Genomic DNA, 19,776 nt, shown 5'->3' with positions numbered 1-19,776 from the left:
TTCATTTTTTTGAATATCTTTAAGCCTTAAACCTACAATTATGAAAAAAATCAGTGCGATTATTGCTTTACTCCTTATTACGGGAAATTTTATTGCTCAAGAAAAATTAACCTATCAAGAACCCCCTAAAGAAATTTTAGAACTTGTAGATGCTCCATTGGCTCCTTCAGTTTGGATTGATAGTAATGGAGAAAACGTAGTACTTTTTTATCGCGATGCATATAAATCTATTGCCGAACTTTCTGAACCAGAATTAAGGTTGGGCGGGCTTCGTATAAATCCTAAAACAAATATTGGTAGCCGAACCACCTACTATAATACTATAAAAGTAAAAAAAGCTACCGAAAAAGATGCGCGACCAATAGCAGGGCTTCCAGAAGATGGCCGTCTTTCAAACTTTAATATTTCTCCAAATCAAAAATTGATTGCATTTCTTAACACTACCCAAAATGACGTACAACTGTGGTTTGCCGACATTGAAAAAGGCACTTCAAAACAACTTAGTACTTTAAAAGTAAATGCAAATATGGGCAATCCCATAAATTGGTTTAAAGATAGTAGCGCACTTTTGGTGAATATGATTCCGAATAATAGAAAAGAGTTAATAAATACTACCGAAGCTGTTCCTGAAGGCCCAACCGTAACGGTTAGCGATGGTGAAAAAGCCCAAAATAGAACCTACCAAGATTTGTTAAGTAGTCCGAATGACGAGTATAATTTTGAACAATTAGCGCTTTCCGAAGTAAAAAAAATTACTCTTGATGGCACTATACTAAATTTTCTACCCCCTGCAATGTACGACGACATTGACTTTTCTCCAGATGGCAATTATGTAATGGTTAACCACTTGAAACGCCCATTTTCATATATTGTTCCTTATTACCGTTTTCCTTTTGAAAGCAATATTTACAATACAGAAGGAAAATTAATTAAAAAAGTAAATGACGTTCCGTTAAATGAAGTAGAACCTAAGGGTTTTATGGCAACCAGAATTGGAAAACGAAGTATGAATTGGCGTGCAGATAAACCCGCAACGCTGTATTGGGCTGAAGCTTTAGACAATGGAGATCCTGAGGTTAAAGTAGCGCATCGCGATGCTGTTTATGAAATGGATGCCCCATTTACTAGTGAAGCAAAATTGCTTTTAAAAACTAAAAATCGCTATTCCAGAATTACTTGGGGGAATGATAAAGTTGCAATTGCATCAGATTATTGGTGGAATGACCGAAATACCAAAACGTATATTTTCAATCCTTCAAATGCTTCAGAAACACCAAAAATTATTTACGACCGAAATTACCAAGATAGCTACAGCGACCCTGGAAATTTTGTAACCACACGCAATAATTTTGATGAAAGAGTTCTTGAAATAGAAAATGGCAATGCTTTTTTAATGGGTGATGGATTTTCAGACAAAGGACAATTTCCTTTTATTGATGAATTAAATCTAAAAACACAAAAAACAAAGCGTATCTATCAATCCAAATACACCGATAAGTTAGAAGATCTTAATTCTGCAATCAGCATGAAGAAAGGAAAAATTTTAGTTCGAATAGAATCCCAAAATGAATATCCTAATTATTATTTTAGAAATATTTTTAAAGAAAATGATTTAACACCAATTACTTCTTTCGAAAATCCTTTTAAAAGCATTCAAAATGTACATAAAGAGGTAATTACCTATAAAAGAGAGGATGGCTTAGAGCTTGAAGGCACCTTGTATTTACCTGTAGGTTATAACCAAGAAAAAAAAGAAAAAATGCCGATGATTCTTTGGGCATATCCCCGTGAATTTAAAGACAAAGCGAGTGCTTCTCAAAACACTACAAACCCCAATGAATTTATTTATCCATATTACGGTTCGCCAATTTATTGGGTTACACAAGGCTACGTAGTCTTGGATGACGCAGCTTTCCCGATTGTAGGAGAAGGCGATGCACAACCAAATGACACCTTTAGAAAACAACTGGTTGCCAATGCGAAAGCCGCTATCGATGCAGTAGATGAAATGGGGTATATAGACCGAAATCGCGTAGGTGTTGGCGGGCATTCATACGGTGCTTTTATGGTAGCCAACTTATTGAGCCATTCCAATCTATTTGCTGCAGGTATTGCTCGAAGTGGAGCGTACAACAGAACCCTAACTCCTTTTGGTTTCCAAAGTGAAGAAAGAAGTTATTGGGATTCTCCAGAAACCTATAATACAATGTCGCCCTTTATGCATGCTGACAAAATGAAAACACCCTTATTATTAATTCATGGAGAAGCAGATAATAATTCGGGCACCTACCCGCTTCAAAGTGAGCGTTATTTTAATGCTTTAAAAGGATTGGGAGCAACTGCAAGATTAGTGTTACTTCCAAAAGAAAGTCACGGTTATAGTGCTAAGGAAAGTGTTCTTCATGTGCTTTGGGAGCAAGATCAATGGCTAGAAACGTATGTAAAAAATCGAGATATTAAAGCTTTAAATGTTTCTCCGGAAATTAATAAATAAAACAAAGAAGGGCGCATATAATGCGCCCTTCTTAAACAACCTAACCAATTAAATAATGGAATATTTCACTTTTTCATAGCAATTTTATATTCGATTATTTACTGTAAAGATACTACACTTTGTTTAGTCTAGTTGTTAAAGGATTAAACAAAGTTTTGTTAAAATTTAATTGCAGTTGTAGCATTTTAAAATAGAGCATTCACGATCAAAAAGTTAGCCTCTCTTAGCAACGTATTTATTCTACAGCAAAAGCTTTAAACACATTATTTGCAACCAAAAGAGTCATTTTCTGTGACAAGGTGTCAGCATTTGCTTAGTTGGTATTTTATTTGACTATTACCTATTACTTTAAACAGCAATAATTAATAAACAAATAAAAAATGAGTAAAGGAACTATCAATGTATCAGTGGACAATATTTTTCCGCTGATTAAAAAGTTTTTATACAGTGACCATGAAATTTTTCTTCGTGAATTAATTTCAAACGCAACAGACGCAACTTTAAAAATGAAACACCTAGCTAATATTGGCGAAGCTGATGGTGTGGAATATGGCAACCCGAAGATTGAAGTAAGGTTGGACAAAGAAAACAAACAACTTCGCATCATTGACCAAGGAATTGGGATGACAAAGGATGAGGTTGAAAAATACATCAATGAAATTGCATTTTCAGGCGCGGAAGAGTTCATTGAAAAGTACAAAGACAAAAACGGAAAAGATGCTGGGATTATTGGGCATTTTGGCTTAGGCTTTTACTCTGCTTTTATGGTAGCCGAAAAAGTAGAAATTATCACTAAAAGTTTTAAAGATGAATCTGCCATGCATTGGGTTTGTGATGGGTCGCCAGAATTCACTTTAGAAAAAGCTGATAAAAAGGAAAGAGGAACTGAAATAATTCTTCACATTGCCGAAGATTCTACAGAGTTTTTGGAAGAAAATCGCATTAGCGAATTATTGGTTAAGTATAACAAGTTTATGCCAATCCCAATTAAGTTTGGAACGCGAACTGAAACACTTCCAAAGCCTGAAGATGCAAAAGAAGAAGACGCTGCGCCAACAAAAGAAGTGGATAATATTATAAACAATCCAAACCCAGCGTGGACAAAACAGCCAACAGAATTAGAAGATAAAGATTACAGTTCCTTTTATAGAGAATTGTATCCAATGCAATTTGAGGAACCGCTTTTTAATATTCATTTAAATGTTGATTATCCGTTCAATCTTACAGGAATTCTATATTTCCCAAAGATGACGAACGATATGAGCGTTCAAAAAGATAAAATTCAACTCTATCAAAACCAAGTTTTTGTAACGGACAATGTTGAAGGAATTGTCCCTGAGTTTTTAACCATGTTACGCGGTGTAATTGATAGTCCAGACATTCCCTTAAATGTCTCACGAAGCTATTTGCAAGCAGATGGTGCTGTAAAAAAGATTTCAAGCTATATTACACGTAAAGTTGCAGATAAGCTAAAAAGTCTTTTTAACAGTGACCGTGAAGGTTTTGAGAAAAAGTGGAACGACATTAAAATCGTTATTGAGTACGGAATGCTTACGGAGGATAAATTCTTTGAAAAAGCACAAGATTTTGCCTTATACCCTACTGTTGAAGATACATTTTATACCATTTCTGAATTAAAAGAAAAGATAAAAACGACACAAACAGACAAAGAAGGAAACTTAGTCGTTCTTTATGCATCAAATAAGGAAGAACAACACTCTTATATTGAAGCTGCAAAAGATAAAGGCTATGAAATTTTATTATTGGATTCACCAATAGTAGCACATTTGTTCCAAAAGCTAGAAGGTGGCGATGATAAAATTTCATTTGTACGTGTTGATAGCGATCACATAGAAAATCTTATCAAAAAAGACGACGAACAGATTTCGAAGCTTTCGGATGAGGAAAAAGAAGCGCTAAAAACTTATTTAGACAGCCTTATTCCTAAGGAAAAATTCAGCGTACAATTAGAAGCTTTAGACAGTAATTCTAATCCTTTTATAATTACAGAACCTGAATTTATGCGCAGAATGAAAGACATGCAGAAAACTGGCGGCGGTGGCGGTATGTTTGGAATGGGTAATTTCCCCGAAATGTATAATTTAATAATTAACACAAATCACGCCTTAGTAACTGATATCCTTCAAACTAAAACTGCTAAAAAGAAAGAACGTTTGGTAAATCAAGCGCTCGACTTGGCAAGATTGAGTAAAAATTTACTTAAAGGAGAAGAGCTTTCTGCGTTTATAAAACGCAGTTACGAGATGATTAAGTAAGAATAGTACTACTAAATTTTTATGCAAGCCATTTCCAAATCTTTGGAAATGGCTTATTTTATTGGTATCTTATTGTTTTAACACTATTGTTAAAAATATTTTATTTTTTAACATAAATTACTAAAAATCACATCTTAAGTATAGAAACTTTAACATACATTTAGTGCTCTAACTATAAATTTATTTAACTATGAAGAATATTACCAGAGCATTATTTCTATGTGTAATTACATGTTTTACATGGCAGATTAATGCGCAGCAATTAAATGAAGTTTTTCCTGTTTCAAAGGAAGCCTTAAAATCACATTCGTACCAACCTTATAGTAACACACGTGCGCTAGAAGCTATATATGAAACTACGCACGACTTTACGAGCTATGTTGCAATATCACCCGCTATATCTACAGGAACTAGCGACGGAATAGGCATGGCCGGAACCAACAGATTCATCAAAGAAATCACTGTTTCACTCTATGACATAGCCAACACCTTGGCTACTTACAATGTAACCCTCACTCTTTACACAGCCTGTAATACAAGCGGGCTTAATGGGTCAGACTGTAATAGTGGTCCTGGAGTTTTAATACCTGGCTCCAGCCAGACTCTAACAGTAACACCAACAACACAAGTACACCAAGTAACATTCTCCTACGCAGGACTTGACCTATCAGGTGAAGCTGATAATGAAATTGCAGTAGTATTAAACGCTTCTACAACTAATATTGGTTGGCTAGCTGGAAACTCCGGCCGCACAATTGGAACACGAACTGCCGCTGAAACTGGATTTGGAGTTGACACCTATAGCCGTTGTGGATCTACAGCAGTTAGCGGAAACAGTTGTAACTTTTATTTTGGTCCTGTTCCCGCAAACCCCAAAGCTATTTTTGACTTAAGAGTTGTAGCAGTTCCGAACATCACTCCTCCTAGCCTAACATGTCCTGTTACTACTATTGAGCCCAATAACGCTGGAACATGTGGTGCCGTAGTAACCTTTACTGGAATAGCAATTGATGGAGAAGACGGTGATATTTCTGGCGATATTATTGCAACCCCAGCGAGCGGAAGCACCTTCCCTGTTGGCGACACGACCGTAACACTTTCTGTAACTGACAGTGATGGCAATACTGCTACTTGCGATTTTATAGTAACCATTGAAGATCATGAAGCGCCAATAGCTATTTGTAAAAACATAACCGTAGATCTTGATCCTACAACCAGTACTGCAACAATCGTTGCAGCCGATATAAATGACGGATCCACCGATAATTGTAATATTGCTTCGTATGATTTAATAGCCGTACAAGCTATTCAGTCTAGCTTAACCACATCTTTTGCCGGTGCTACAACGCAAGGAGGAAATATGTTTGATCTTGAACCAATAAATAATCTTACCATTAACTCTTTTGACATTAATATGCCAACAGGGGCAACACAAACAATTGAAGTTTATTTTAAAACTGGTACCTGGGTTGGATCTGCAACAACACCAGGAGATTGGACCTTGGTAGCGACTACGAGCGCTACTTCATCAGGAGCAGGCACACCCACACCATTAAATTTAGATTTAGGCATTGAAGTTGCCGCTGGAAACAGAGTTGCTTTTTATGTAACCAGCGCTACTGGATCATTAATATATTCCGGCGGAACTACTGTTGGCAACCTTTATGCTTCAGATACAAACTTAAAAGTGTATGAAGGTGCCGCAAAATCATATCCCTTTGGAACAACTTTTCAACCTCGAAATTTTAATGGAAAAATCGTATATTCAACACTAGAATCCGCGCCATTTTCAGGGATTTTTGACTGTAGTAATATTGGAGTTAATGAGGTTACCCTCCAAATTACAGATGACGCAGGAAATATTTCTAGCTGCACATCAAACATTACTGTTCAAGATATCACCGCACCTGTTATAAACTGTATAAGCGGAGTTTATGATGTTATTCTTGACGCAAATGGAACGGCAACTGTAGATCCAATGGATCTTATAGTAAGTGTTGAAGAGGCTTGTAGCTATACCATTACCCCTGGTAGTGGCGGCACCTCTTCAAATTCAATCACAACTACACTTACTTCCAATAACAACGGAGCTGCGTCTTGGACTGTTTTATACGACCTTACAGTTGGAGCAAATGATATTGAAATTACAGACATTGATATTAACACCAACGCAACAACCCCCTTTAATTTAGACTTATACACTATAGTAGGTTCATATGTTGGCAATGAAACCAATGCCACAGCATGGGGAGCACCTGCTGCATCAGGTAGTGGCACAGGGATGGGAACAAATATAGCGAGTAATGCACTCCTTGATTCCCCTTTAACCCTTTCTGCAAATACTACTTATGGAATCGCAATTATACTCGATGTCACGGTATTCTACACAAATGGCACTGGCTGCCCTGGCAACCAGTGTTATGATAATGGAGAAGTTTCATTATCCTTAGGCTCGGCTGTTGCTGGTATATTTACCGGCAATATCTTTACGCCTCGTATTTGGAATGGAAGCATTAACTATAACATAACTATTCCTTCAGGAATAAACTTTAGCTGTGCTGATGTGGGTGAAAACCAAGTTGAAATAACAGCTACTGACGCAAATGGAAATGCTTCCTCGTGTTTTGTAACTGTAAATGTTATTGACAATATTGCACCTGTAATTACCTGTTTGGCTGGAGTTCAAATTGAATTAGGCGCAGACGGAACAGCTACCATTGACCCACTAAGCCTTATTGATACAATCGATGAGTTCTGTGGTATTGGCACTTCTGCAGTAGATGTTCCTGAAGTAAATTGCGCAGACATAGGCACAACTATTTCAGTCACCGTTTTTGTAAGCGATGTTTACAGTAATCTTGCGTCTTGCATGACTGATATTACCGTGGTAGATCTTTTAGCGCCAGTGATTACGTGTCCTGCAAATCAAATTGTAGATCCAGGATCTGGGAATTTATTCTATATTATCCCCGACTACTTTGCTACTGGTGAAGCTACCGCAATCGATAATTGCACAGCCCCTGTAACTATTACTAGTCAAAATCCTATAGCTGGAACAGCATTACCTGATGGCCCACACACCATTACTTTTACTGCCGAAGATGAATATGGCAATGAGTCTACTTGTAGCTTCGTCCTTACCGTAGACACAACACTGGGGGCAGAATCAAACAATCTGGATTCAGGTATAACACTTTCCCCTAATCCAGCTAATAACATGGTAAACCTTGTAAACAAAACCAATACAGCATTAGAAAAAATGATGATTTATGATATAAACGGTAAACTTGTAAACCAAGTTGACCTTCGCACAATGCAAGGCCAAAAAGCAGTGGATGTATCTTCACTTGCTGCTGGAATTTATATTATTCAGATAAGTGGTGATAATGCAAGTACTGTAAAACGCTTGATTAAAGAGTAACACTCTATTTATTATTTGCTTTTATAAAAAAGCCTTCTTATGGTTCCATAAGAAGGCTTTTACTTTTTAATAAAATGAAGTTTGACAAAGCTTTAAAAAAGATTACTTTTAAAAACTAAAACTACCCATATGTTACCTTGGCACCAATATCTTTTAGGAGTATTTTTTGTACTTGCTGGTATGAATCATTTTCGAAAACCAAAAATGTATGAATGCATCATACCTCCTTATATTCCTGCGCATAGTTCTGTAATAATGCTTAGTGGTGTTGCAGAAATGGTACTAGGGTTTATGATCATGAACAAAAACACAGTCGAAACTGCCGCTTGGCTTATAATAGTCCTACTACTATTATTTATACCTGTTCATATTTATATGCTCCAAAATGAAAAAGCCGCAATGAAGCTCCCAAAATGGGCTTTAATTATTAGACTACCACTACAGTTTGCATTAATCTATTGGGCATTCTTATACACCTAAAAAGCATCAAAGCATTATTTAACCGAAAATCTCATTTAGCAGCCCTGCCAATCTAATACCTCCATTTTGAAGTTGCGACCGTAACACATCCATATATTTATAAGCGTAGTCATATCTTAATTTCTCCCCAACTTCGGTATTTTGGTAGATATCCTCACACAACAATCGACTCTCATACATCCAATCTAAGACAGTGCCTTTACGTATTTCCGCAACTTCTTCTTTTGAAAGTACATCTGTATTTGCAGCTAATTCGGTATAAGACATATCATAGAAATTCAATAATGTAGAGTCCCAAACAGTGTGTAAATTCGTACCCTCATTAAACCAACGCACCTGAAAATCATTTCCACCTTTATCTTCTCCCAACCCAATATGCAGTGGCTGATGAAGATCCCCAATAAAATGAACAAGCATTTTTAAATAAAAAGCCTTGTCCTCTTTTGAACTTTTTTCATCTTTTAGAATAGAAATACAGGTGTTAATTCCTTGAATTATATCTCCCTTTTTATTTTTTGGAGCTGTTTCATATTTTTCACCGAAAGGAAAATTTACATAATGCCAAGGACCAAAAGAGTCATAATGACGATCGCTTTTAATATCATCACCATGGTTTGAAACCAAAGCTAAAGATTGACCTCCTAATAACTCAGAAATTCCTTTTTTAGCTTTTTTGCTTAAATGTTTTTCTGCTACTTCACCTACTACTCTATGCCCCGTCTTCCCCCAATCTTCGTTTGCGCAAAGCGTATTCACAAACATTGCAACTAATACTACTACTGTGATTTTTTTCATTATAATTAAAATTTTTCATTGAATTAACTTTTACAAAGATAGTATGCGCAACCTAAAAAAGTATTAAATAATTTTTCAAGAAGTAAAAACTTGAAATTTCAGTTAATTCTCACAACCTTGTAATAGCTATAAAAAATCCTGAACGACCATAAAAGAAAGCATTAAAAGCAATATATTTCTACTTTCGTTGTTAAAGCATACTAAAGAAAATCATTTTTAAAAACGTATAAATATGAAAACTATCTTCATTGTATTTTTTCTTTTTTTTGGAATAGTAAATTCTCAAAATTCAGACTTTAATTCAGAAGATATAAGCATCACTCCCCTAATTGACGGAACCCTTATCGTTCCTAACAATTCAGATATATTACCATTAACCATCCTAATTGGTGGAAGTGGACCAACAGACAGAAATGGCAACCAACAAATGGTTGTAAATAACTCTTTACGGTTTCTTGCTGAAGGACTTTATAAAAAAGGAATTGCCAGTTTTAGATACGATAAAAGAATCGTTAAGCAGATGAAGCAGCGTTCTATCAACGAAAAAAACATTCGCTTTAGTGATTTTATCGAGGATGCAATTGCAGTATATGAACATTTTAAAGAAGACAAAAGATTCTCAAAAATATATTTTATAGGCCATAGTCAAGGTTCGCTTGTAGGGATGGTTGCAGCTCAAAATGGAGCCGATGGATTTATTTCTATCGCGGGTGTAGGGCAAGAAATCGATGATGTTATTATTAACCAACTATCACAACAAGCTCCTGGATTGGTTGACAATGCCCGAACAGCATTTGATGATCTTCGCGCAAATGGTATAGCACTTAATTATAGTGATGGTGTTGCTTCTATTTTTAGAAAAGAAATACAACCTTTTGTTTACACTTGGATGCAATATAATCCAAAAGTAGAAATCGCTAAATTGACAATTCCAGTTTTAATTATACAAGGCGATAAAGATATACAAGTCGAAATTTCGGAAGCAGAATTATTAAAAGCCTCAAAACCTGAGGCAGCATATAAAATCATTACAGGCATGAACCACATATTTAAGAAAATTGAAGGGAATGACCTGGAAAACAGCAAGTCATACAACAGCTACAATCTTCCCGTAATGCCTGAGTTAATTAATACTATCAGTGATTTCATTAAAAAATAAATCAAATTAAAAAATAATTGTATTTTGCATCAAAACCATCAAAATGCAAGATTCTACCATCGAAATCATCAAAGACACGACTCCATTTTTCACCAACGACACTATTGTTTTTGGTGTTTTAATGATAGCCTTAGGCTTTATTTTTTACACAGCTTCCAAAAAATCAGGGTTTTGGAGTAAATTTTATGGAATTGTGCCAGCGCTATTTATAGCGTATTTAATTCCTGCACTTTTTACTACATCCGGACTTATCGCTCCTGAGTGGGTTACTGTTTCTGAAAATGGTGAAACAACAACTGGCTCGTCCAGTTTATATTATATGTCGAGCCGATATCTTTTACCCGCCGCATTGGTCTTAATGACCCTAAGCATTGATTTAAAAGCTGTTTTTAATTTAGGCCCAAAAGCTTTGATTATGTTTATAACGGGGACTATCGGAATTGTAATTGGGGGTCCTGTGGCAGTATTAATAATAGGAACATTGCATCCAGAAGCTGTTGGTGGCGTAGAGGCAGATGCTGTATGGCGAGGACTTTCAACAATTGCTGGTAGTTGGATTGGTGGTGGCGCCAATCAAACCGCTATGCTTGAAATTTATGGATATAACCAAAAACTATATGGCGGGATGGTATTTGTAGATATTGTGGTGGCTAATATTTGGATGGCAGTAATTTTATTCGGAATCGGAAAATCTGCAAAAATAGACAAATGGCTTAAAGCAGATACTTCTGCAATAGAAAGTTTAAAGGAAAAAGTATCTAGCTACACCAAAAAAGTAGATAGAAACCCAAGCTTAACAGACCTAATGATACTTGCTGGAATTGCCTTCGGAACAGTCAGTATTGCTCATTTTGGCGCAAACTTTTTAAGTTCTTTTTTCACTACTGTCGTGAACGATCTACCCAAAGGAATTACACGAAATATTTTTACATTCCTAGATTCTAGTTTCTTCTGGATGATAACAATTACAACAATAATAGGTGTTTTACTTTCCTTTACTAAAGTGAAATCATACGAAGGTGCTGGTGCAAGTAAATTTGGGAGTGTTTTTATCTATATTCTAGTTGCAAGTATAGGAATGAAAATGGACTTAACATTAATTTTTGAAAACGGCTGGCTTATTGCAATTGGTCTCGTTTGGATGATAATTCATGCGGGATTAATGATTGTTGTTGCAAAATTGATACGTGCCCCCTATTTCTTTCTTGCCGTTGGAAGCCAAGCAAATGTTGGTGGTGCCGCTTCCGCTCCTATTGTAGCTTCTGCTTTTCACCCTTCATTAGCAACTGTTGGCGTACTCTTGGCTGTGTTTGGATATGCAATTGGGACGGTAGGTGCAATTTTATGTACAGTACTTATGCAATTGGCGTCTGTAGCGTAAAATTTTTGAAAAAAAATATTCATCTTTGCACTCCTTAAAAAAGACAAAATGCGTACGATTCTTTTAACCACACTTATATTTTTAATGCTAACTGCATGTTCAACCGATTCTAAAAAAATGAATCTTACAGGAACAGTAAAAGGGCTTAAAAAAGGAGTGCTCTTGCTCCAAAAATTTGAAGATACGATTTTAACCACTGTAGATTCAGTAGTTGTAGATGGAAACTCCAATTTTTCTTTTTCTGAAGAAGTGGAAAGCCCTGAAATTTATTATTTATATGTAAGGTTAAAAGACGGAACTTTACGCGACGATCGCATTACTTTTTTTGCAGAAAACAAAGCAATGAATATTCAAACAAATCTTGAAAATTTCGGAAGCGCTGCAATTGTTAAAGGCTCAAAAAACGACAGCTTACTCAGCGCGTATAATAAAGTAAAACAACGATACGTATCTCGGAATCTAGAATTAATTGAGCAACATTTCAAAACTGGGAAAAGCAATAATGATTCATTAACTAAAGATTTAGCTCAAAAACAACAAACATTGGTTTCAAGTAAATACTTGGCGACAATTAATTTTGCTTTAAACCATAAAGAGCAAGAAGTAGCTCCTTATTTAATGTTAAGTGAAGTATACAATGCCAATATAAAGTATTTAGACACAGTTTATAGGGCATTGGCACCAAAAATAAAAGACTCCAAATACGGTAAAGAATTGGAGTCTTTTATAGTAAATCGCAAAAAAATAGATACTATTTTATAGTGCGTTTATTTTATCGATTAGCTTTCTACCACGTTCTTCAAGCTCAGCTTTTATAGAAGTAAAGTGTTTCTTTTTATTTTCAACATCTTTTTGATTCACTTTGGTGATAAGCTCATCGAATGTTACAATTGCTTCGTCAATAAGACCTTCAGCTTTTTTATTATCTTTATCAGCATTTGTCAGTTCCCAAATATAAACTGCCTCAATGATATCACCTAAAACATAGTTTATATCTTTTTTTAAATCTCTTACGTTTGCCATTTTATTCTTTATTTTTATTGCTATTATTTATTCGCTCTATTTTTTAATCTGGCAAAGATACGAACATTTAAGGAATGTACACTTCCAAAAAGCTTGCTGAATTTGCAGTAAATTTTAAATTTTGAAATTGTGCTGGAATTAAAATGGTTTCTCCTTTTTTTATTTCTTCTGAAAAACCGCCACATTCAATTATAGCGGCACCTTCAAGGCACATATAAACTGTAAATGAAGCTATTTCTGTTAAATCACGACTGTAATTCCCTGAAAGAATAAGACTATTTACTTCAAAAAAAGTTGTTTTTCCAACTTGAACAGGCACATTAATATCTTCAGAATATTCTAGTTTTGCGTTAGTTGTATTAAAATCAATCGCTTCCAAAGCCAAATCTGTATGTAATTGGCGTAATTGCCCGTTTGTATCTGGTCTATCCCAATCATAAATTCGGTACGTAAAATCTGAAGCTTGCTGAATTTCCGCCAAGACAATTCCTGCTCCTATAGCGTGCACAGTTCCTGGTTTTAAAAGAAATGCATCTCCTTTTTTTACGGGTATTGCATTTAAAATTTCTGTAATTTTCTTCTCAGAAAGCGCATGTAAATACGTGCTTTTATTCATGTTTTCTTTAAACCCTAAAATAAGCCTTGCGTCTTCTTCGGTGTTTAGAATATACCACATTTCTGTTTTACCAAATGCATTATGCCTTTCGTTAGCTAAAAAATCATCCGGATGAACTTGTACAGAAAGGTCTTCTTGAGCATCAATAAATTTAAAAAGTAAGGGAAATGTATTTTCAAAATTATGATACACATTTTCTCCAACCAATTTATCTTTATAGTTTGCTAGCAACCAATTAAGTGATTTTCCTTTTAAGGAACCATTACTTATTACAGAAACACTTTCATCAACACCAGATATTTCCCAACTCTCACCAATATTTCCAATAGCATTTTTTTTAAATAAGCTATTTAGCTTAGTACCACCCCATACTTTTTGTTTAAGTATAGGTTGAAATTTTATTGGATATAGCGGGGAGTCCTTTCTCATTATTGACCGTTGTAAGTAACAAAATTACGAGAAGTTTCGTACAATTTAATAGAAATATCAAACTTCGAATCAATTCGATTTCTCATTTTTTTCCATATTACGATTGCTATATTTTCAACAGTAGGGTTTAAGTCTTTAAACTCAGGAACTTCAATATTTAAATTTTTATGATCAAAAGCATCTTCAATTTCTTCTTTAATAATATCGCTTAATGTTTTAAGGTTTATTAAAAATCCCGTTTCGGGATCAATTTCACCAGTAATACCTACTTCCAAATCGTAGTTATGCCCGTGGTAGTGTGGATTACTACATTTACCAAAAACACTAAAGTTTTTAGCATCATCCCATTCTTTTTTAAAAAGTCTATGGGCAGCATTAAAATGTGCTTTTCTATATATAGTTAGGCTCATACGAATAAATATTGATAAAATTTATCGAAAATAATTTTAAACCACGCAGTATAAAGATTTGGATTTTCTTGTATATCTTTTTTAACCTCCTCCAAACCAACCCATTTCCATGCGGCGACTTCTTCTATATTAATATTCGGAACCCCTTCAAAGTTACCAATAAGGATATGATCTAGTTCGTGCTCAGTCAGTCCATTATCAAAAGGAGCTTTATAAATAAATGACGTGGTTTCTTGCAAGTCAGTAATAAACCCCATTTCCTCAAACAGTCTTCTTTTTCCGGCATCTAGAGAAGTTTCGCCATCGCGTTGGTGACTGCAGCAGGTATTTGTCCACAATCCTGGCGAATGATATTTATGTAATGCGCGTTGTTGAAGCATCAATTCATTATTTGTATTAAAAACAAAAACTGAAAATGCTCTGTGAAGCACCCCTTTTTCATGTGCTTCTTGCTTAGGCATTAATCCTATTTTTTCATCATTTTCATTTACGAGCACTACCAGTTCTTCTTTCATCTAGAAACAATTTTGATCCAAAAGTACGAAAAGGGCAACTTTTTAGAAAGCAAAAAGCGCTCAATAGTAACTATTGAGCGCGCTTTGATATAATTTTATATAATTAGTTTTTTATTATAAACATCGATCTTCTGTTAAGTTGGTGCTCTTCAACAGTGCAAGGCACCCCATTTGAACATTGATTGATGAGTTGCGACTCGCCATATCCTTTTGCTGTAAGTCTGCCTGCATCAATTCCTTTTCCTATTAACCATTGAAGGGTAGATTGGGCACGACGCTCAGAAAGAGACATATTGTATTCGTCATTACCACGTGAATCTGTATGAGATTCAATATGGATAATCAACTCTGGGTATTCTCTCATTGCTGCCAAAATTTTAGCTAGTTCAATTTCAGCATCCGGACGGATGTTTGATTTGTCAAAGTCAAAATAAATTGGCTGAAGGTTTAATTTGCAACCCAAGTCGTTTGGTGGGCATGGGCCGATGCGCTTTAATGGAAGTGGCACATCTATAGTTCCGGATAAGATTGGAGTTTCAATCATTTTCTCATAAGGATTGTATCCTTCTTTTACTCCTCTTACGGTATATTGTGTTCCGCAATCACCTACAAAACTATATGTCCCATCATTTTTGGCTGTTGCTTGACTAACCAATTGATTGTTTTCATCCAATAAACTTATCGTTGCACCAGGTAAAGGATCTTGTGTTTCTTCATCAAAAACTTTTCCTTGTATGGTTATAGAGCATATTTCTTTTACCAAATATATGTCATCATCGATACTACCTCTATCGCCTCCTCTGTTTGAAGAGAGATAACCAATACGATCACTTTCATTAATAATGAACCCAAAATCATCCTGATCACTATTTGACGGAGCTCCTAAGTTTGTAATTTCCCCAGGCTTTCCTGTAGCATCTAAAGGAGTTATAAAAATATCATAGCCGCCGAGGCCTGAGCGCCCGTCACTTGAAAAGTACAAATTATTATTTTCACTTATAAAAGGAAATGATTCTCTAGCCTCCGTGTTTATTTCTGGCCCCAAATTTACAGGGATTCCGTAGCTATTATTACCAAGAATATCTACGTACCATAAATCAGACATTCCAAAAGTACCAGGCATATCGGAAGAAAAGTACAGTTTTTTTTCATCTGGGCTTAAGGTAGGATGTGCTACAGAATATTCTTTGCTATTGAAAGGCAATTCAACAACATTTGTCCAATTGTAATCACCTGTTTTGGTAGCTTTATATAATTTTAAACGAATGGTTTTATTTTTATCTTTTCCTTTTTTACCATCTATAAAGTTGTTTCTTGTAAAATAAACAGTGTTTCCATCTTTGGTAAAAGTTGTTGAAGATTCGTGGTATTGCGTGTTTACATCTCCTCCCAATTTAGTTGAGTTACTAAGTTGACCTGAGGCATCTCTATCCGCTATATACAAATCAAGAAATGGTTGATTTGTCCATTCAGAAACCTTCACTCCATTTTTATTGGAAGCAGACGCATACACAATTTTATCTTTTCCATAAAATGATGTTCCAAAATCTGAATTTGAAGAATTTACACCTACTTTTTCTAAAGCGAAATCTCTTGCTTTAAAAACAATGCTTTTTAAATAGTTAGGATCGTCTTCGTATGATTTGATGACCAAGCCTTTTCCTCCTTTTACCACATAATCTTTTAGTAGCGCATCAGATTCGCTATACTTTCCTAAACTTTTGAGAGACTGTCCAGCTCTATAGTAATAAACAGCTTCTGTTTGGTCAGGAAATTGCTTTACTAGTTTATCATACCATTTTGCAGCGTTTGTATAATCGCCATTGAAATAATATGTGTCACCCAACTTTTTATATATCTCTGCAGATTCATACCCATCGGCCACTACTTTTAAGTAAATTTCCCGGGCATCTATATAAGCAAATTTATCAAAATCTTTGTTTGCTTTTTGAATATCCTTCTGCTGAGAAAAGGAACTAGCGGCAGTAAAAACCACCATGGCAAGAAGTAATATTTTGTGTACTATTGTATTCATATCTTAATTTTTTAGAAGAATCTCGGTGTTAGCACTCGTTCTGGTCTATTGAACAATTCAAAGCGAAGCATAATTTCATACGAGCCATCACTATATGCTTCAATATCTGTGGTTTGATAATCATACGCAAAGCCTATGAAAATATTGTCTGTGGCTTGAAAGCCTACTAAGCCACTCATTGCTGCGCTCCATCTATAGGCTGCCCCTAAAGTAAGCTTATCATATAGTAAGAAGTTCGCAGAAACATCTGCTTGTAAAGGAGAACCACTAACCATTTTAAACAATGTTGCTGGCTTAAATTTCAAATTCTCTCCAATATCAAAAACATATCCAGCTATTAAGAAATAATGCATACGTTCAGCGGCTGTAGTTTCAACCTGTGTGTTTTCTATACTGCTTTTATCAAAATGTTTTGTGGTCAAAAAATTTGGAACGGAAAGTCCTGCATAAAATTTTTCATTATTATAATAGATACCAGCACCAATCTGTGGTTGAAGTTTATTATCAATATTATTTTCTGAAAAATAAGGGTCGTTACCATCAAGTATATTCAATTTACTGAAATCTACATCCAAAATATCTAGCCCTGCTTTAAGACCAAAAGATACCTTTGCAGACTCTGAAACATTTATACTATAAGAATAATCTATATTAAAATTAGTTTCAACTGAGGGTCCAATTCTGTCATTTACTACAGATAAGCCTAGCCCCATATTGTTCCCTACGGGTGAATTTACTGTGAAGGTTCCCGTATTAGGAGCCCCATCACCAAAGTTAACCCATTGTGTTCGGTATAATAAACCAAAACTTAATGCCTCACGATTTCCAGCATATGCAGGGTTAACAACCTGCGTATTATACATATATTGTGTGTATTGTGGGTCCTGCTGCGCTTTACTTGTAAACGTGCCAAGTAAAATCAAAATTAGTAGTGTTAGATAACTGTGTTTCATAGTTATGTATTTTAATCCTGGGAGGGAATTTCCTCCCAGGGATTTTTTGATTTTTCTATCTGTTAATATATAAATATCCGTTATAACTATCCTTACCAGGATTATCTTCGGGAAAAGTAAGGATATAAAAATATGTTCCTGTTGGCAATTGTTTATCTTCTTGAACAGTTACACGTCCTTCTGATATACCTCTAAAAACATTCTGTTTTCCATCTGAGCCTCCATAACCATTGGTCTCAAAAACTAATATGCCCCATCTATTAAATATCTTCATATTGTTCTTTGGCCAGTTCTCTATACCTACAACTTGGAAGTAATCATTTAATCCATCTCCATTAGGAGTAATACCGTTAAATATTTCAAAGGTAGTGTCTAATACTAAAGGAAGTATTACAACAGTTGGATCGTCTGGTTCACCATCACCGTTATTATCAGTATTGGTTGGGTCATTAGGGTCGTCCGATTCATCTTCAATTACATTACCTTCTAAGTCTTCTCCAGAAACTACAGCTTGGTTAACAACTTCGCCATTGTCTATATCTTCCTGAGTTATACTATAGGTAGCTGTAAATGTTGTGCTATCTACTTCCCCTGGATTTAGTTGTGAAATTGGTCCACCACTAATAATAATACCTGGCAATGGGTCTGCAATTGTTATGTTGTATAAAGTTACAGAACCAGTATTAGTTACAGTGAAAGTGTAAGTTATTGTTTCACCTTCTTCTGAAGATCCATTGCTATTCTCATCATTAAACACTCCTACTTTTTCTAGAGACATTGATTTATCTTGACAAAGCCCAGTTATTGTAGGATCATTTTCTAAATAACTATTATCATCAGACTGATCTGTTACTTGATCTCCATTTGGTGCAATTGCATCTACAGTAGCTTGGTTTTCAACAAATCCTAAATCTACATCAGCCTGCGTGATAGTATATACAGCGGTAAAGCTTGTAGTATCTTCAGCTCCTGCAGTAAGATCAATTGGTCCTCCTACAACAGTTACTAATGGATCAGTTACTATTATATTAGTCAACTCTACATTACCTGTATTCTTAACTTTAAAAGTATACAAAATTGTCTCGCCAAGATCAGCACATCCATTCCCATCTTCATCAGTTGGCACACCTACTTTAATCAATGCGATTTGAGGATTCTGACATAATTCAGTAATAGTTGGGTCATTCTCTAATTCACTATCATCATCAGATAGATCACTTACGGAAGCTCCCGATGGATCAATACCAGTTACAGTAGCTTGATTTTTCACAAATCCAGCATCAATATCAGCTTGTGTAATGGTGTATACAGCAGTAAATGTATTTGCATCTGTTGTACCTGGAGCTAATCTAATTGGCCCGCCTTGTACACCTACCATTGGATCTGTTATCATTATGTTTGATAAGGTAACATTACCAAGGTTAAATACTGTAAAACTATAATTAATTGTTTCACCTACATCCGCACACCCATTTCCATTTACATCAACAACTTCACCTGTTTTAATAAGTGCAATTACTGGCTCCTGACATAGTTCGATTACCGTAGCATCGTCATTATCTATTGCTGTACCTGACTGATCTTCTACATCATTTCCTGATGGTGGTGTTCCAACAGCCGTAGCTTGATTGGTTACACTGCCGGTATCTATATCAGCTTGTGTTATTAGATATGAGGTAGCTGTATAAATCCATGTCTCTGTTACATCAAGCTCTCCATCACTGTCCGTATCACCACTCTGGAATACAATATTCACTACTGGGTTTGGCGCAGTTAACAATGGATCTGT

15 protein-coding genes are annotated in these 19,776 nt (G+C 35.4%); 7 read left to right on the top strand and 8 right to left on the bottom strand.

All coding sequences use genetic code 11. The features are described 5' to 3' along the window. Positions 1 to 40 precede the first annotated feature (40 nt). The 4 genes from ABJ955_RS11760 (at position 41) to ABJ955_RS11745 (ending at position 8,671) form a co-directional block, all read left to right on the top strand. Positions 41 to 2,494, top strand: a complete 2,454-nt coding sequence (locus tag ABJ955_RS11760; protein ID WP_347374824.1) for a prolyl oligopeptidase family serine peptidase — start codon at positions 41 to 43, stop codon at positions 2,492 to 2,494. A 380-nt stretch (positions 2,495 to 2,874) separates the two neighbouring features. Next, entirely contained in the window at positions 2,875 to 4,770 is a 1,896-nt protein-coding gene (htpG, locus tag ABJ955_RS11755) for a molecular chaperone HtpG (protein WP_347374823.1), read from the top strand. Positions 4,771 to 4,960: 190 nt separating this feature from the next. Beyond that, positions 4,961 to 8,191 (top strand): HYR domain-containing protein, encoded by a 3,231-nt coding sequence (locus ABJ955_RS11750; RefSeq protein ID WP_347374822.1) that lies wholly within the window; start codon positions 4,961 to 4,963, stop codon positions 8,189 to 8,191. A 129-nt stretch (positions 8,192 to 8,320) separates the two neighbouring features. Further along, positions 8,321 to 8,671: a hypothetical protein gene (locus tag ABJ955_RS11745; protein WP_347374821.1), complete on the top strand. Its 351-nt coding sequence runs from the start codon at positions 8,321 to 8,323 to the stop codon at positions 8,669 to 8,671. A gap of 18 nt (positions 8,672 to 8,689) precedes the next feature. Here ABJ955_RS11745 and ABJ955_RS11740 read toward each other — a convergent pair whose 3' ends face one another. Further along, positions 8,690 to 9,466, bottom strand: coding sequence for a S1/P1 nuclease (locus ABJ955_RS11740; protein ID WP_347374820.1), 777 nt, complete (start codon positions 9,464 to 9,466; stop codon positions 8,690 to 8,692). 232 nt (positions 9,467 to 9,698) lie between these two features. On the opposite strand from ABJ955_RS11740, the gene ABJ955_RS11735 reads away from it, so the two are divergent. From ABJ955_RS11735 to ABJ955_RS11725, 3 genes are read left to right on the top strand one after another with little or no spacing between them, the layout of a single operon-like run. Then, positions 9,699 to 10,625 (top strand): alpha/beta hydrolase, encoded by a 927-nt coding sequence (locus ABJ955_RS11735; RefSeq protein ID WP_347374819.1) that lies wholly within the window; start codon positions 9,699 to 9,701, stop codon positions 10,623 to 10,625. Between the two features lie 43 nt (positions 10,626 to 10,668). After that, a complete protein-coding gene (locus ABJ955_RS11730) occupies positions 10,669 to 12,006 on the top strand; it encodes a DUF819 family protein (protein WP_347374818.1) in 1,338 nt (445 codons plus the stop codon). 48 nt (positions 12,007 to 12,054) lie between these two features. Next, on the top strand, positions 12,055 to 12,768 hold the full coding sequence (locus ABJ955_RS11725) for a DUF4369 domain-containing protein (RefSeq protein WP_347374817.1): 714 nt from the start codon (positions 12,055 to 12,057) through the stop codon (positions 12,766 to 12,768). Here the strand turns inward: ABJ955_RS11725 and ABJ955_RS11720 are convergent. The 7 genes from ABJ955_RS11720 to ABJ955_RS11690 all read right to left on the bottom strand — a co-directional run. Further along, a complete protein-coding gene (locus tag ABJ955_RS11720) occupies positions 12,763 to 13,029 on the bottom strand; it encodes a hypothetical protein (protein WP_347374816.1) in 267 nt (88 codons plus the stop codon). The two genes, ABJ955_RS11725 and ABJ955_RS11720, sit on opposite strands and share 6 nt — an antisense overlap. A gap of 67 nt (positions 13,030 to 13,096) precedes the next feature. Next, positions 13,097 to 14,074 carry a type I phosphomannose isomerase catalytic subunit gene (locus ABJ955_RS11715; protein WP_347374815.1) on the bottom strand — a complete coding sequence of 326 codons (978 nt, stop codon included), beginning with the start codon at positions 14,072 to 14,074 and terminating at the stop codon, positions 13,097 to 13,099. Continuing rightward, positions 14,074 to 14,484, bottom strand: a complete 411-nt coding sequence (locus ABJ955_RS11710) for a 6-carboxytetrahydropterin synthase (RefSeq protein ID WP_347374814.1) — start codon at positions 14,482 to 14,484, stop codon at positions 14,074 to 14,076. The genes ABJ955_RS11715 and ABJ955_RS11710 overlap by 1 nt, the downstream gene beginning before the upstream one ends. Next, positions 14,481 to 14,999 carry an isopentenyl-diphosphate Delta-isomerase gene (idi, locus tag ABJ955_RS11705; RefSeq protein WP_347374813.1) on the bottom strand — a complete coding sequence of 173 codons (519 nt, stop codon included), beginning with the start codon at positions 14,997 to 14,999 and terminating at the stop codon, positions 14,481 to 14,483. Before idi ends, ABJ955_RS11710 begins: the two co-directional genes overlap by 4 nt. A 103-nt stretch (positions 15,000 to 15,102) precedes the next feature. Next, complete coding sequence (locus ABJ955_RS11700; protein WP_347374812.1) at positions 15,103 to 17,034, bottom strand: OmpA family protein; 1,932 nt, start codon at positions 17,032 to 17,034, stop codon at positions 15,103 to 15,105. An 11-nt stretch (positions 17,035 to 17,045) separates the two neighbouring features. Further along, positions 17,046 to 17,987 carry a type IX secretion system membrane protein PorP/SprF gene (locus ABJ955_RS11695; RefSeq protein WP_347374811.1) on the bottom strand — a complete coding sequence of 314 codons (942 nt, stop codon included), beginning with the start codon at positions 17,985 to 17,987 and terminating at the stop codon, positions 17,046 to 17,048. A 55-nt stretch (positions 17,988 to 18,042) separates the two neighbouring features. Next, a partial coding sequence (locus ABJ955_RS11690; protein WP_347374810.1) for a gliding motility-associated C-terminal domain-containing protein occupies positions 18,043 to 19,776 on the bottom strand: 1,734 nt, incomplete at its 5' end.

Source organism: Aequorivita sp. Q41 (assembly GCF_039831855.1).
Classification (GTDB): Bacteria; Bacteroidota; Bacteroidia; order Flavobacteriales; family Flavobacteriaceae; genus Aequorivita.
This window is presented reverse-complemented; position numbering and strand designations above follow the sequence as displayed.